A 14,286-nucleotide genomic window follows, 5' to 3' on the forward strand; every position below is an offset into this window, starting at 1 on the left:
TCAGCCCTGTCCGCGTTGATCGAGGAGTTTCGACGCGAACGCGGCGGCATTATGCAGCACCGTGTTCGTGTCGTCGAGGATGCGCCCGAAGTGGAGGAACGAGTGGAGCACATGCGGGTACTCCTCGAACTCGACATCGTTGCCCGCTCGCTCCAAAGTCCTGGCCAGGGCGCGGCTGTCGTCGCGCAGCGGGTCGAGTCCTGCGGCCACGACGAACACCGGAGGCAGACCGGACAGATCGGCGGTGAGGTGTGCGACGTAGGGAGACTCCGCGTCGTCGGGTTCGGCGAAGTACTCGCCCATGAGGTTGTTGAGGTCGTTGGCTCCCATTCCGTCCCAGTCGCCGCCGAAGAGCCTGCGACTGGCGGAATCGACGAGTCCATGACCGCCGTAGATCGAGATGAGGGCGCGCAGAGCCGCAAAGCTCTCAGGTGCCGCCGCCACGATGTGAGGCTCATCCCGTAGCAGCAGTGCCGCACCCATCGTCAGACCGGCCCCGGCCGAATCTCCTGCCACGGCCAGCCGTGCACCGTCGATGCCGTACCCATGGCCGTATCTGGCCAGGTGGTCGACGATCGCCGCGCATTCGTGGAGGGCCTGCGGGTACGTCCCTTCGGGGGAGAGGGAATAGTCGACGCCGATGACGGCGCAGCCGGCCGCCTCGGCGAGGACCCGCATGATCCGATCATGCGTGTCGAGGTCGCCGACGCTGTACCCGCCGCCGTGGAGGAACACGATTCCGGGCAGGACCGCCTCGGCGGTGGGGCGGTGGATGCGGATGGGAACGTCGACGCCGGCGGCGCGGATGTGTCGATCATCGGTGCGGGCCATGATCGGCCCGCCCTCGTTCCACACGCACCGTTCGGCACGGTATTCGGCGCGCTTGGCCAGGGCGCCACGACTGGTCACGGAGTTGGAGTCGGCTAATTGCGCGGCCTGCGCAGCCACTTCGCCGATCGCTCGGCATTCCTCGGCCCGCGCGGCCTGAATGGACAGGACCTCGCACATCTGGGGCGACATCGCCTCGACGATGTCGGCGGGAATCGTGGCAAGCAGCTCATCAGTGAGCTCGGAGTCGACGGTTACGCCGGGAATCATCGGCCTCTTTCCTGGTCAGCGGCTGTTGAATCCAGTCTAGCGACCTTGATTTAAGAACCTCCAGATTCTATAGTTTTAGTAGGCGGAGCGTGGACGTCAAGTTAGTCGCCGGGTGGATCGTGACACTGGATGACGACTCCCGAAATCAAGTCGTTGCTGCTATTGAGTTGCTCGAGGAGCATGGTCCAAACCTGGGGCGCCAGCTGGTAGACACTGTGGTCGCTTCCCGTCATAAGAACATGAAGGAATTGCGGCCGGGGTCGTCTGGGCGATCGGAACTTCGGGTCCTCTTCGCCTTCGATTCCCAAAAGGAGAGCCGTACTTCTCATTGCGGGAGACAAGTCAGGCGACTGGAACCGCTGGTATCGAAGAAACATACCGGTCGCGGACGATCGTTTCGACGAACATCTGCGTAGCTTGAAAGGAAAATGAATAACATGGCTATGAGTCTCGAAGACCTTCTCGCTGAGCCTCCAGCGGACCGGGCGTCTGTTGAAGCACATAAGGAGCGAATGCTCGCTGAGGTTCGGGCGTACCGACTGCGCGAACTACGGGAGGACGCTGGCCTGACTCAACAGGAGCTCGCAGATCGGATCGGGGTGTCTCAGCGGCAGGTCTCGAAGATCGAGCACGGCGAACTCGACAATGCCAAGGTAGGCACGGTCCGGAGATACCTCGAAGCCGTCGGTGGTGGTCTTGCGCTCGAATATGTGATCGGTGACGAACGCGTACAGGTTGCCTGAACATCATGATGGCTGCATGGTCGATCATCGCCAATATTGCGACGACAGTTGGTGTGATAGCGAGCGTCCTTTTCGCTGTAAGGGCTGAACGTGCGGCAGCCAGACGAGCGGAGGCCGCCGCGGCGCTTAGTGATGAAAATGCGAATCGAGCGATTGGAGCACTTGAGCAGATCGCCGCAAATGATTCAGGATCAGGAAAGTTTCTATTGCCTGAGATGGTCCGATGGAGTATGACTTATCAAGCTGGCGATACCTATCTCCTTGAGAACACGGGCGATATGGTCGCTTCCAGCGTGGAGGTTTCGGCGGCTCCAAGCTCAAACATGATCTTTAGGGCCCCGGAAGTAATAGACCTTCGGCCGGGTGAGGCGCTTACATTCATGGCTGCGCGGTCATTGGCCACTTCCGACAGCACAATGACGGTGACATGGCGGCAAGGTGGTGAGGAACACCAGTGGAGATATCCACTGCCTCCGCGTCCCAGAGGATAGCTTTCAGTTCGTGTGTTGAGTGGCTATCAAGCGTCTTGGAGGAGAGTCGCCGGGGTAGCGGGGATTTGGCGTGTGCGGGCCCGCATGTTTTGTTGTGATCCTCCGGTATTGGAATATCCCGCGCCCGAGGCTGTTACTACTGTCGACGTGCGTGACCAGCTGGTTGCGCCGTCCGAGGCAGCGACGGACACACCAGGAGCGAGCACTTTGACCGAAAACGTGCGCACCGAGCACATGCGCCGACACGAGACCGACCACGAGGTTCCCTGGTCCCTGCCCATCGTCGTGCGCCGGTCGAAGACCGCCATCGCCCGCCACATCGACGTCCTCGAAGCCACCTCCCGAGCCGTCGTGACCTTCCTCGACGATCCGCGCACCCAGCCCGGCGGGGAGTGGCACGACGCCGTCGCCTACTGGCGCGACGGAGCCATCCGCAAGGTCGTGCGCCGCGGTGACGGGAAGAAGCTCGAAGATGCACGGGCGCTGGGCAGCGTGAGCGTGGCCTTCGGCGGCACGGATGATTTCGCCCCCGCCGAGGCGTCCGTGTTCGTGCCCGGACCCGTCGAACCGCTGCCGCATGAGCTCAAGAAGCTTCAGGTCGGCGGCACCGAATTCCCCGATGAAGGCGAATCCTCGATCCCCGCCGCCGAGGCGGTCGTGACCATCGAACTCTCACCCTCGCTCACGCTGACGACGGGCAAGGCCGCCGCCCAATGCGGTCACGCCGCACAGCTGGCATATGAGCAGATGCCCGTCGAGGAGCGTGAGCGTTGGCGCGCTTCGGGGTTCAGCCTGCGTGTGCAGACCGCGACGAAGGAAGCCTGGGCGGCGAACGAGCAGCAGGTCAGCATCGTTGATGCCGGGTTCACCGAAGTCGACGGACCCACGGAGACCGTGCGCGCCTCATGGTGAGGTTGCAGCTGTCGAAGAGATGAACTCGCGACGTGCTGTCGTCGGCACCGATTCCGACGCGTCCTGGCGCCGCGGCGATGGTTGGTGAGGCCTGGAAGCCGGCATGTCAAGGTCTTGACAGGTGGAATGGAGGGGACAAGCCTGGAGGGCCAGGTCCGGTCACCTGACATCAGGTCGACTACGGCACATTCGACATCGAGACTTCCTGAGGAGAACCCCCATGGCGACGTCCGTCAGCGACTTCATCATCGATCGACTCATCGCCTGGGATCTGCACCAGTGGTACGGATACCCCGGCGATGGCATCGGCGGCTTCGATGGGGCCATGGGCCGAGCACAGGATGAGGGCAAGGACTTCGCCTATGTGCGTCCCACCCATGAGGAGGAGGCCGCGTTCATGGCCACCGCCCACGCGAAGTTCACCGGGAGCGTGGGCGTGTGCGTCTCGACTTCGGGTCCCGGAGCCATCCATCTCATGAACGGCCTCTATGATGCCAAAGGCGACAACGCGCCCGTCGTTGCCATTGTCGGCCAGCAGGCGCGGGTGTCGCTGAACTCCGAATTCCAACAGGAGATCAACCTCGAACGACTCTTCGCCGACGCGGCGGTGTTCGTGCAGACCGTGACCACACCGATGCACGCCCAGCTCGTCGTCGACAAGGCCGTGCGCATGGCCAAGGCCTACCGCGGACCTGCCGTGGTCATCCTCCCCGCCGACGTGCAGACCATGGATATGGAAGAACCTTCGGTCGAGCATTTCGTCTCCCGCACGGGTATCGGCTTCGCCGAGGACCGCCTGCGACCAGACGACGACGCGCTCGCCCGCGCGGCCGAAGTCCTCAACAGCGGCCAGAAGGTCGCCATGCTCGTCGGGCAGGGCGCGATCGGGGCGACCGATGAGGTCATCAGCGCCGCCGAACGCCTCGGCGCCGGTGTCATCACCACGCTCCTGGGCAAACAGGTGGTGCCCGGCGACGTCGGATACCACACCCAGCAACTGGGACTGCTGGGTTCGCGGCCGAGCTACGACATGATGCAGAAATGCGACACTCTGCTCATGGTCGGCATGAACTACCCCTACGGTGAGTTCATGCCGCCGACGGGGCAGGCCCGAGCCGTGCAGATCGATCTGTCGCCGCGTCACCTGGGCATCCGCTACCCCACCGAAGTGAACCTGTGGGGAGACGCGAAGACCACGCTGGCCGCCCTTCAGCCGCATCTGACCCAGCATGAGACCGGGTGGCAGGAGAAGATCGTCGAGGAGAACCGAGCGTGGGTCGAAGAGAACACGCGGGTGGCGAAGACCGAAGCCGATCCGATCAACCCTCGCCGTGTCTTCGTCTCCCTCAACGAACGTCTGCCCGAGAACGCGATCATCACCTGCGACGCCGGGAGCACGGCCGACTGGTACGGCTTCCACATCGAACTGGGGCCGAACCAGATGGGCAACCTCTCGGGTCGGATGGCGTCGATGCTCGCCGCGATGCCCTATGCGCTGGCCGGCAAGTTCGCGCATCCCGACCGTCCGGTGGTGTGCACCATCGGCGACGGAGCAATCCAGATGATGGGCATGAACGGGCTGCTCACCGTCAAACGCCACTGGCAGGAATGGTCGAACTCCACCTTCGTCGTCCTCGTCATCAACAACGGGGACCTCAACCAGGTGTCCTGGGAGATGCGTGAGGCCGGTGACCCGAGGTGGGACACGGCACAGCTGGTCGAGTCGTTGGACTACGCCGGCTACGCGGAGCTGCTCGGACTCAGAGGCATCGCCGTCGACGACCCGGAGGACATCGACGGAGCCTTTGACCAAGCATTCGCCGCAGACCGGCCGGTCGTCCTCGACGTCCGCTGCGACCGCAATACGCCGCCGCTGCCGGCCCACATCGCGGTTGCACAGGCCAAAGGCCTCGCGGAATCGCTGCTGGGCGGGGACCCAGAGCTCGGGCAGGTGGTCAAACAGAGTTCTCGCGCCACCGCAGCACGGCTGTTTGCGCGCATGGGTCTGACTTCGGATGACTGAGTCGGCTGGTCGAGCTGCCGCGTCAAGAGGTGCGGCAGGTCTCGTCAACCACGACCGCGGACACCGGTGATCCGGTGTCCGCGGCGGTCGCTGTGTCGGGGAAACGCTGGTTCGGGTTCAGCTCTCGGGGGCGTTGTCGAGGTCGTCGAGTTCCTCGTCGGTCAGCGGCCGCGTCTTCGTGCCGTTGCCGAATTCGTCGAGGTAGATGATGTGTTTGACCATCTCGCCGGTCTCTTCGTCCTCGACTTCGACGATGTCGCCGGGTTGGGTCGCCGGCTGGTAGAAATCCTCATTGACTCCGGTCATCGTGACCACCTCCTATAGGTCTTCTGACCATACGCCAGTGTGACAAGAGTCTCAATGACCCCTTTGCTACCTGACCGCGGCCCAGCAACCTCGCGCAAGGTTGCTGGGCCGCCGTCAGGTAGCAATAGAGGGTCTGTCGGGACCGGAATCGGTAGTCTGGGTGGATGGAACGTCTCAGAATGCACACCGACGGCGGACGCGAACGCAATGTCGCCGAGGTGGCCCGCCCCAACGAGGATGAGTTCCGTGTCGACATCGAACGGATCCGGTTCTCCCCGTTCTTCTCCCGGCTGGCCTCGGTCACCCAGGTGATCCCGCAGGCCGGATCCGGCACGGTCATCCACAACCGGCTGACCCATTCGCTCAAGGTCTCCGCGGTGGCCCGGTCGATCGCGATCACGCTCAACAACGCCGATGAGCGGACACGGGAAGTGGTAGGCCGCCTCGGCGGGTGTGATCCGGTGGTCGTGCAGGCGGCTGCGGCCGCCCACGATCTGGGGCACCCACCGTTCGGCCACCTCGGCGAGAAGGAACTCGACCGGGTGTCGCGGCAGGTGCTACGCCTCGATGACGGATTCGAGGGCAATGCGCAGACGTTTCGGATCCTCACTGCCCTCGACAGCTGTGAGGCCACGGCGCGAGGGCTCAACCTCACGCGGGCGGTCAGGGCGGCGGTGCTGAAGTATCCGTGGGAGCGCGGGGAGTGGACCGGCGATCGGGCGTCGTCGGCGGCCAGAATGCCGCGCGGGGTCGGTGATGATGCCAGCGAGGGAGCGATGAAGTTCTCCGCCTATGCCACCGAGGTCGAGGAGATGGCGGACGTGCTCTCGGCGTTCCCGGCGATCGCAAAGTATCAGCAGACGCTCGAGTGCGCGGTCATGGATGTCGCCGACGATATCGCGTATGCGGTGCACGACCTGGACGATTTCTACCGGTCGAACGTGCTGCAGTACACGGCGGTGTCGGCTGAGCTGGGGCGATGGCTACGTGACTGCCGGGACTTGGCGACGTTGGATGATGCCGACCTGGACAGGCGCCGGCCGGGGCATGCGCTCGAGGCGATCCGGCGGCACATCGGGCAGAAAGACCCGTGGATTGCCTCGGAGGAGGCGTTTCGGGATTCGGTCGAGCGGATCAACCGGGACCTCGTCGAGGGTCTGCTCGGAGTTCCCTATGACGGGGGATTGGAAGCGGATCGGGCGGTCACCGGGTTCACGCGGCGGTGGATCGATCGGCTGCAGGCCTCGATTGTCGTCGATCCGGATCCGCACATCCGCAGCGGGCATGTGCGGCTGAGCCAGGAGGCGTGGCACGACGTTGTGGTGCTGAAGTTCGTGCATGCGAAGTTCGTGCTCGAGCGGTCTGACTTGGCGGTCTATCAGCGCGGGCAGACGCGGATCATCGCATCTCTGGTCGAGGGGTTCCACGAATGGCTGCTCGACCCAGATGAGGCGACGCGGATTCCCCGGCGGCTCGTCGATTCCGTCGAGGCGTCAACGCAGGAGTATCAGGATCTGTACGCGCGCAATCCTGCCGCACTGGGCGAGGAGGGGGCGGCGGCGATCGTCCGGCGGGGCCGGGCGCGAGCGGTCGTGGACTACATCGCCTCGTTCACCGATGCGCAGGCGATGTCGGTCAATGCCTTGATCACCGGAGCCTCCGAGGAGCCGTGGGAGGCCGGGCGCGGGTTGTAGTCGCACTGTGTGAATGACGAACGGCGGGATCGAAGATTTCGTTTCGATCCCGCCGTTCGTTCTGTTCAGCGTTCGCTGCTCAGCTGGTGGGCCGAGCCGGACTCAGCGTTCGGGTGATGGGCCCGAACGCTGAGTTCCGGTGGACCTCAGTGCTTGCCTGCCGAGGCGCGGTAGCGGCGGGTTGCCCACACCGCTGCGGCGCCACCGGCGAGGAGCAGTGCGGCGAATCCGACCATGGCCGGGACGCCGTCGGCGCCCGTCCGCGGAAGGTCTCCGCCGGCGCTGCTGCCGGAGGCGTTGGTGCTCGAACCGGCCGAGGCGTTGGCACCGGATCCGGCATTGGCGTTCGCCGAGGTTCCGGCGTTGGCCGATGCGGCCTGATCCGAATCAGCCGATGCCGAGGAGTTCGCCGAGGCGGCCTTCTCGGAATCGGTCGAAGCGCTGGCTTCGTCACCGTCGGCCGAGGCGCTGGCCGAGTCTCCGTCGGTGGAGGCATTCGCCTCTGCGCCTTCAGCGGCAGCGTCAGCCTCGTCGCCGTCTGCGGCAGCCGCAGCGGAAGCCTCAGATGAGGAGTCCGCCGTCGATGCCGACGAAGCGGCGGCACCGGCGTCAGCGTTCGCCGCGGCCGAAGCCTGAGCGTTGCTCTCATCCTCATTGTCGGCGTTTGCAGCGGCGTTGGCTGCCTTCTGCGCCGAAGCGTTCGGATCCGAGGTCGCGTCCGCCGAGGTCTCCGAAGAGGCCTCTTCGTTGGCAGCGGACTCCGCGGCTGCTTCGGCATTCTCGTTCGCAGCTGCCGATGCCGTGTTGTCGGCATCGTTATCGGCTGCCGCCTGAGCGGCTGCCTCGGCGACTGCGTTGCCGTTGTCATCGGCGTTGGCCGAAGCCGAGGCCGATGCGGCAGCGTTCACATTGGCATTCGCATCCGAATCGTCCGAATCGGTGGCCGTGGCTTCGTCCCCGCCGTCGGCGTCAGCAGCTGCGTTGGCAGAAGCTTCCGAGGAAGAGTCCGCGGTCGAGGCTGCGGACGCAGCAGCTGCCGGATCGGCATCAGCAGCGGCCGAAGCATCAGCGTTCGTCGAGTCCGAGTTGTCGGCGTTCGCGGCGGCGTTGGCCGCCTGCTGCGCCGAGGCGTTCGGATCCGAGGTCGCGTCCGCCGAGGTCTCCGAGGAGGCCTCTTCGTTGGCGGCCGATTCTGCGGCTGCTTCGGCGTTCTCGTCGGCTGCTGCCGATGCCGTGTTGTCGGCATCGTTATCGGCGGCTGCCACTGCTGCTGCCTCGGCTGCCGCGTTGTTGTCGTCATCGGCGTTGGCCGAAGCCGAGGCCGAAGCGGCTGCGTTCACGTTGGCATTCGCGTCTGCGTCATCGGCAGCATCGGGGTCCGCAGCTGCGCTTGCGTCAGACTCGGCTGCTGCCTCTGCAGATGCCTCGTTCGAGGAATCAGCGGTGGAAGCGGCTTCCGAAGCGGCTGCGGAGTTGGCATCCGAGGCCGTCGACGTTTCGGCATTCGTGTCATCGGTGTTGTCTGCCTGTGCAGCGGCCTGCGAGGCTGCCGTCGACGAAGCATTCTCATCCGTTGTCGAATCGGCCGAGGCCTCCGATGAGGCGTCCTCGGTCGCTGCCGACTCTGCCGCTGCTTCAGCATTCTCGTCAGCTGCTGCCGATGCCGTGTTGTCGGCATTGTTGTCGGCAGCTGCCTCGGATGCAGCCTGGGCAGCCGGGTTGTTGTCACCATCGGCGTCGGCCGAAGCCGATGCCGAGGCCGCTGCGTTCGCGTTCACATCGTCATCGCCCGGTTCTTCCGGTGCGTCCGCGGTCGCACGGACCGAGGACGAGGCCAGGTTGATGTCGATGGCATCGGCGGCCGGGAGCAGTTCCAGGCTCACCGCACTGACGGTGAAGCCGGGTCCATTGGAGCCCTTGACCTGGCTCTCCTCTGCCGGATCCTTTGCAGTCGGCTGCTCGTTGATCGTGAGATCGACGACCTGGTTGAGTGCGTTGAAGACCGGGTCGAGAGTATCGAGAACCGGATCGACGATACCGGTCACAGCGCCAGCGACTTCATCGGCCGTGGAATCAAGGATTCCGCCGATGAGAGGTTCGGTGATGCCGAGAACTGCGTTGACCACAGGAGTGGTGATGAGGTTAAGGATCTGTCCAGCGTCGATGGTTGTTCCCAGGACGCTGATTTTGAGATCAGTCGTGACGGTTGGCTGGGAGTTGTCTGTCCCGGCCAGCTGGCCGAGGGTCGCATCGACGGTAACTTTGCCGTCAACTGACTGACCCAGCAACGTGATTGAAGCCGGGAGGTCGATGACGAGATGGACGTCGTTGAGCGCATCGGACAGAGTCTCGTTGACCTTGCCCGAGAGCGCGCCGAGGGCATCGGCCACGGCATCGGTGATCTTCGAGATCGTGTCCGAGGTGAGCACCTGAGTGTTCGGGTCGAGGCCGTTGAGGTCAGAGGCGTCGCCGCCCTTGACGATCTTCGCGAGGTCGATCTTGATGTCGCCATTGGCGAGATCGATCGAGACAATCCCAGCGTCATCTTCGAGCGCCTCGTTGACGACGTTCTCGACGACGCTGTTGAGTGCATCGCGGACTTCGACGGACACCTGGGTGTCGTCTCCACCGATATTGACGGAAGCTGCAAGTACATCAACGTTGACACCGAGGCCGGCCAGGTCATTGACCAGCCCCTCATCGCCGATGACCTCCTCGAGAGTGCCTCCGGCACCGTCGACGACCTCATCAAGAGCGCCCGAGAGGTCGCCCACCGCAGGGCTGGAGACCGTGAGGATGCCATCGGCGACAGCGTACTCAGAGTCATCGGCTTCGCCGTTGCTGTTAGCAGTCGAGGCGATCGCACCGAGCTCGAGGCTGAGCTCATCGACGATCTCATCGGTGACGCCGTCGAGATTGAGCTGACCGAGCACCGAGGTCAGGTCGACCTTGGCGTTGCCGTACTCACCATTATTGATGTCATCGAGGTTGAGCCCACCATCAGACCCGACAGCACCGGCACTGGCCGTGGCGTCGTTGTAGGCAGGAGCGTGACCGTAGGTATTGAGCGCTCCGCCCTCACCGAGCTCGAGGAGGCCGTCGCCATCCTCGTTGCTGATGAGCGGGATGCCGATTCCGGGGAGCTCGACTCCGATGGCCTGGAGCACCTCGGCGTTGATCGGCGTGCTGTCCGCATCCGTGCTGGCCGGAGAGCTGCTGTACGCCGACAGGGCGTCGAGCGCGTCGGCGCCCAGGATGTCGGCGTCGATCAGCTGTCCGTAGGCTTCTGAATCTTCATTCGGATTCTGCTCGTCGGCAGCACCTGGCGACGTTGTCAGCAGTGTCAGACCCACTGCCGTCGCCGCGGCGACAGACCCCACCGCGATCTTCCGACCGGTTCCGGGCCGGCCTCTCAGTTTTCTCATGATTCTCCACATCGTTCAGACCCTGATCAGGTCCAGGCGCGGCCTGGACGGAAACAGGCAGTTTCCTGACAGGACGCTCACAACGTTACGGAGTAATGAAAAAGTAATCAGTGAATCACAAAAAAAGTTACCTCGTCGTTATAGTTACGCCCAGGTAGATTCAAGTGCTCGTTGCGGGTAGTGGATGTGGTGGAGCTCCTGTCTGCCGTGGTCATTAAAACCCCAGGTGGTCGACTTGTGGTCTCAGGGTGGTGCCACCGACTCGGAAAGTGTCACAGTCATAGTCGAGTCACTGAGACAGCCCCTTATTGTCACGGATTGGGACACAGAAGTCTGGCCTCGATGTCGGTCTGTGACCAAGCGGTGTCCCGCAAGGTCACGCTTCCGTGGTGTGGACGAGCGGCTCCTGCCGCCTTGCCAACGTCTACAGTCGACTCAACCGGCAGGAACGACGAGGATCAGCGAAGGAGTTGAGGCATGGCGAAGACACCACGGTGGGCCGTCATCGGAGCTGGCATCATCGGAGCCGCGGTCGCCCGCGAGATCCTGGGCCGCCACGACTCCGCCGACGTCACCCTCTTCGAAAAGGAAGACCGCCCGGCAGCCCACCAGACCGGCCACAACTCCGGAGTGGTCCACGCCGGTCTCTATTACGAACCCGGCAGCCTCAAGGCCACCCTGTGCCGCCGTGGCGTCGATCTCATCCGCGACTTCGCCGCCGATCATGACGTCGCTTTCGACGAATGCGGCAAGGTCGTCGTCGCCACCGACGAGACAGAAGTCGAACGCCTCCACGCCATCCACGGCCGCGCCCTGGCCAACGGCGTCCCCGACATCGCTCTGCTCGACCGCGACGGCCTGCGCGACATCGAACCGAACGCCGAAGGACTCGCCGCCCTCCACTCACCCCATACCGCAATCATCGACTACCCCGGACTCACAGACGCCCTCGTCGCCGACTTCCGCACCCACGGCGGCCGCGTCCGCTTCTCCACCCCGGTGAAGTCCGTCGATCACCGAGGCGGCCCCACCGGTGACACCGCCATCGTCCGCACTCCGGTCGACACCCAGGAATTCGACCACGTCATCGTCTGCGCCGGGCTCCAATCCGACCGCCTCGCCGCCCGCTCCGGACAGGCCCGCACGCCGACCGTGGTGCCCTTCTTCGGCCAGTACTTCATCCTCGATGCCGCACACAGCGATGCCGTCAATGGACTCATCTACCCCGTCCCGGATCCGAAGTATCCCTTCCTCGGCGTCCACGTGACCCGGCGCATCGACGGCGGCCTGATGATCGGGCCCAACGCCTTCCTCTCCTTCTCCCGCGAAGGCTACCGGGGCCTCGGCCTCAACATCCCCGATTCCCTGGCCGTGGCCGCCGACCCGGGATTCTGGCGCTTCGCCGCCGACAATATGGCCACCGCTGTACGTGAACTCCCAGGCGTGCTCTCCATCGAGAGATTCGTCGCCGAGGCGGCTCGCTACGTCCCCTCCCTCGCCGGAGCCGACGGCCACCGCGCCACCCGCGGAATCCGCGCACAAGCAATGAACCTGAACGGAACACTCGTCGATGATTTCGTCATCGACCGGGCGGGAGCCACGATGTTCTTAAGGAACGCGCCCTCCCCGGGAGCCACCTCGGCGCTGGCCATTGCCGAACACCTCGTGGGCATCGTCGACGGTCGGCGATGACGGTGCCGGGCGTCGACGACGAAAGGCCGCCTGCCCGACCGTGAGGACGGGGAGGCGGCCCGAAGATCAGAGTGGCTGCTCAGCCGCAGCGACTCACTTGGGTGTGCGGGTCTCTGCGCTGATGAACCAGGCCTGCTGCTCAAGCTGAGCGATATAGCTGTGGAAGATGTCGGCGGTCGTCGGATCCGCCGAGTCGACCTCGTCATGGCAGTCGCGCATCGAAGCCACGGTCGCTTCGATCGACGCGACCATGTGATCGATGGCGTCGTGGGTAGTGATCTCTCCGTTCGGGAACTCCGGCAACCCGGTCTGTTCGGCGATCACCGCGGGGCGACCGTCAGGGGAGGCGTGGAGGGCCCGCATACGCTCGGCGATCTCATCGCTGCCGGCACGGGCGACGTCCGTGACCTCGTCGAGGTTGAGGTGGAGGTCACGGAAGTTCGAGCCGACGATGTTCCAATGCGCCTGCTTGGCCGTGAGGCTCAGGGCGATGAAGTCGACCAGAACCGTCTGGAGGTTCTTGGTCAGGGCGTCGGAGGCGATGAAGCCGTGTTCGGCGTTCTCGCGAGTGGTCTTCTCTGCGCCATGAGGATCGGGAACTGTCACTGACTGTGTCATGATTCTTGCTCCAATCTCTCCGGTTACGGGTGAATCCGGAGTCTGTTGCCACCATAACGCCGTCCGGGGTGGGACGTAACCCCCCCGTCAGGCCGCGCCGGTCTCCTCGTCCTGGGCGGTGTAGACGCGGGAGCGCAGCCGTTGGGCGTGAGTGAGGTTCTTGAGGTCGATGTCGCTGTCGAAGCTCGACCCGAGTGCGCCGGCTACGACGCCCATCGCCGCGCTCAGCCACGCGATGTCGAGGTAGTTCGTCAAGCGGGCTTCGGGCCGGTGGATCGTCTGCGCCATGAAATCGGGGTCGATGACGATGAGTCCACCGGCGAGGATGCCGATGACCAGCAAGGCATAGAGCCCGGTGACACAGATGATGAGTGTGAGCACGGTGGAGAGGTTGTAGTAGAAGACGACTTGAGCCAGGCGCTCATTGACAGGACGGTCCCAGAGGCGATTGATCGTGATCAGCCAACCGACCATGACTGCGATGGCGATGGCACCGATCGAGATGAGACGGGCGGTCGAGAGGTGATGGGACATCTGCCAGATGGAGCTGTAGAAGATGCCGAACGCACCCGTCGCTGCCGCTGCGGCCATGGCCCGGGAGAGTTTGCGCGACATCCGCAGCGGCTCGTTGGCCATGGTCCTGCCCAGCACGAGGCGAGTCCCGCCGGTGAAGGTGTGAGCGTGGAGGGTGCGGCGGCCCGATTCGGCCCGACTCGACCACTGACCCCAACGAGGAAGACGACGTGACTTCGCGGGCAGATGGCCGTCGGGCAGGAGCTGATTGACGCAGCTCATATAGATCTTCAGCAGGCGGCGCTTCGTCGTCACAGCGCCGAGGGTGGGGCAGGAGATCACAGCGATGTTGCGGTCCGGCAGGACCTCGGCGATGAGCGGTTTGCCCTGGGTATGGCGCGGGATGTCCGTGAGCATGATGACGAGGTCCGCTGCGGGAAAGCGGTCGACGATCGCATCGAGGGTCGACAACTCCAGCCGATGGTCGGCCTGGACACGCAGCGCCTCAGTGCACACGTCGACGGTCACCTCTGACTCGAAATCCTGTCGGAGGAGTTCGGCGAACTCGTCCTTGAGCGAGGCCACTCGCCGGCTCGGCGGACCGGGATCGCAGATGAGGAGGGCATGCATTTTCCCACTGTGGCGGGGCCGGTTCGGTCTGGCCAGGGCGACGGCGAATTCCGACGCTTTCCACACGGCTCATTCAGGTCGTCGGGTCGATGGCAGTGTGGCGAACACGTATTCTGATATCGCAGATGTTCTGATGTCGAG

At 64.3% G+C, this 14,286-nt stretch carries 11 protein-coding genes; 6 read left to right on the plus strand and 5 right to left on the minus strand.

What is annotated here, in order from left to right; all coding sequences use genetic code 11:
* Positions 1 to 1,098, minus strand: coding sequence for an alpha/beta hydrolase fold domain-containing protein (locus tag HK401_RS02320; protein ID WP_258233916.1), 1,098 nt, complete (start codon positions 1,096 to 1,098; stop codon positions 1 to 3).
* 119 nt (positions 1,099 to 1,217) lie between these two features.
* Here HK401_RS02320 and HK401_RS02325 point away from each other — a divergent pair, with 119 nt between their 5' ends.
* The 4 genes from HK401_RS02325 to HK401_RS02340 all read left to right on the plus strand — a co-directional run bounded on the left by HK401_RS02325 (position 1,218) and on the right by HK401_RS02340 (position 5,267).
* A complete protein-coding gene (locus HK401_RS02325) occupies positions 1,218 to 1,514 on the plus strand; it encodes a type II toxin-antitoxin system RelE/ParE family toxin (protein ID WP_309135888.1) in 297 nt (98 codons plus the stop codon).
* A gap of 27 nt (positions 1,515 to 1,541) precedes the next feature.
* Positions 1,542 to 1,841, plus strand: coding sequence for a helix-turn-helix transcriptional regulator (locus HK401_RS02330; RefSeq protein ID WP_258233917.1), 300 nt, complete (start codon positions 1,542 to 1,544; stop codon positions 1,839 to 1,841).
* A gap of 698 nt (positions 1,842 to 2,539) precedes the next feature.
* The gene (locus tag HK401_RS02335) at positions 2,540 to 3,244 is read left to right on the plus strand and encodes a peptidyl-tRNA hydrolase (RefSeq protein WP_309135889.1); all 705 of its coding nucleotides are present in this window, start codon (positions 2,540 to 2,542) and stop codon (positions 3,242 to 3,244) included.
* A 220-nt stretch (positions 3,245 to 3,464) separates the two neighbouring features.
* Complete coding sequence (locus HK401_RS02340) at positions 3,465 to 5,267, plus strand: thiamine pyrophosphate-requiring protein (RefSeq protein ID WP_181273028.1); 1,803 nt, start codon at positions 3,465 to 3,467, stop codon at positions 5,265 to 5,267.
* Between the two features lie 117 nt (positions 5,268 to 5,384).
* Here HK401_RS02340 and HK401_RS02345 read toward each other — a convergent pair whose 3' ends face one another.
* Entirely contained in the window at positions 5,385 to 5,573 is a 189-nt protein-coding gene (locus tag HK401_RS02345) for a hypothetical protein (RefSeq protein WP_181273029.1), read from the minus strand.
* Between the two features lie 164 nt (positions 5,574 to 5,737).
* Here HK401_RS02345 and HK401_RS02350 point away from each other — a divergent pair, with 164 nt between their 5' ends.
* A complete protein-coding gene (locus HK401_RS02350) occupies positions 5,738 to 7,267 on the plus strand; it encodes a deoxyguanosinetriphosphate triphosphohydrolase family protein (protein ID WP_181273030.1) in 1,530 nt (509 codons plus the stop codon).
* Between the two features lie 146 nt (positions 7,268 to 7,413).
* On the opposite strand, the gene HK401_RS02355 is transcribed toward HK401_RS02350, so the two are convergent.
* On the minus strand, positions 7,414 to 10,692 hold the full coding sequence (locus HK401_RS02355; protein ID WP_181273031.1) for a choice-of-anchor G family protein: 3,279 nt from the start codon (positions 10,690 to 10,692) through the stop codon (positions 7,414 to 7,416).
* Positions 10,693 to 11,169: 477 nt separating this feature from the next.
* On the opposite strand from HK401_RS02355, the gene lhgD reads away from it, so the two are divergent.
* The gene (gene lhgD, locus HK401_RS02360) at positions 11,170 to 12,384 is read left to right on the plus strand and encodes an L-2-hydroxyglutarate dehydrogenase (RefSeq protein WP_181273032.1); all 1,215 of its coding nucleotides are present in this window, start codon (positions 11,170 to 11,172) and stop codon (positions 12,382 to 12,384) included.
* A 93-nt stretch (positions 12,385 to 12,477) separates the two neighbouring features.
* Here lhgD and HK401_RS02365 read toward each other — a convergent pair whose 3' ends face one another.
* Both HK401_RS02365 and HK401_RS02370 read right to left on the minus strand, forming a co-directional pair.
* A complete protein-coding gene (locus HK401_RS02365) occupies positions 12,478 to 13,002 on the minus strand; it encodes a Dps family protein (RefSeq protein ID WP_181273033.1) in 525 nt (174 codons plus the stop codon).
* Positions 13,003 to 13,089: 87 nt separating this feature from the next.
* A complete protein-coding gene (locus HK401_RS02370) occupies positions 13,090 to 14,145 on the minus strand; it encodes a hypothetical protein (protein ID WP_181273034.1) in 1,056 nt (351 codons plus the stop codon).
* Positions 14,146 to 14,286 lie beyond the last annotated feature (141 nt).

This window comes from Brevibacterium oceani (assembly GCF_013623835.1).
In the GTDB taxonomy this organism is placed as follows: Bacteria; Actinomycetota; Actinomycetes; order Actinomycetales; family Brevibacteriaceae; genus Brevibacterium; species Brevibacterium oceani.

What these genes read in the sequence shown, in the direction of transcription:
- HK401_RS02365 (WP_181273033.1), bottom strand. Translation starts at nt 13,002, where the DNA reads ATGACACAGTCAGTGACAGTTCCCGATCCTCATGGCGCAGAGAAGACC.
- lhgD (WP_181273032.1), top strand. Translation starts at nt 11,170, where the DNA reads ATGGCGAAGACACCACGGTGGGCCGTCATCGGAGCTGGCATCATCGGA.
- HK401_RS02355 (WP_181273031.1), bottom strand. Translation starts at nt 10,692, where the DNA reads ATGAGAAAACTGAGAGGCCGGCCCGGAACCGGTCGGAAGATCGCGGTG.
- HK401_RS02320 (WP_258233916.1), bottom strand. Translation starts at nt 1,098, where the DNA reads ATGATTCCCGGCGTAACCGTCGACTCCGAGCTCACTGATGAGCTGCTT.
- HK401_RS02370 (WP_181273034.1), bottom strand. Translation starts at nt 14,145, where the DNA reads ATGCATGCCCTCCTCATCTGCGATCCCGGTCCGCCGAGCCGGCGAGTG.
- HK401_RS02350 (WP_181273030.1), top strand. Translation starts at nt 5,738, where the DNA reads ATGGAACGTCTCAGAATGCACACCGACGGCGGACGCGAACGCAATGTC.
- HK401_RS02330 (WP_258233917.1), top strand. Translation starts at nt 1,542, where the DNA reads ATGAGTCTCGAAGACCTTCTCGCTGAGCCTCCAGCGGACCGGGCGTCT.
- HK401_RS02345 (WP_181273029.1), bottom strand. Translation starts at nt 5,573, where the DNA reads ATGACCGGAGTCAATGAGGATTTCTACCAGCCGGCGACCCAACCCGGC.
- HK401_RS02340 (WP_181273028.1), top strand. Translation starts at nt 3,465, where the DNA reads ATGGCGACGTCCGTCAGCGACTTCATCATCGATCGACTCATCGCCTGG.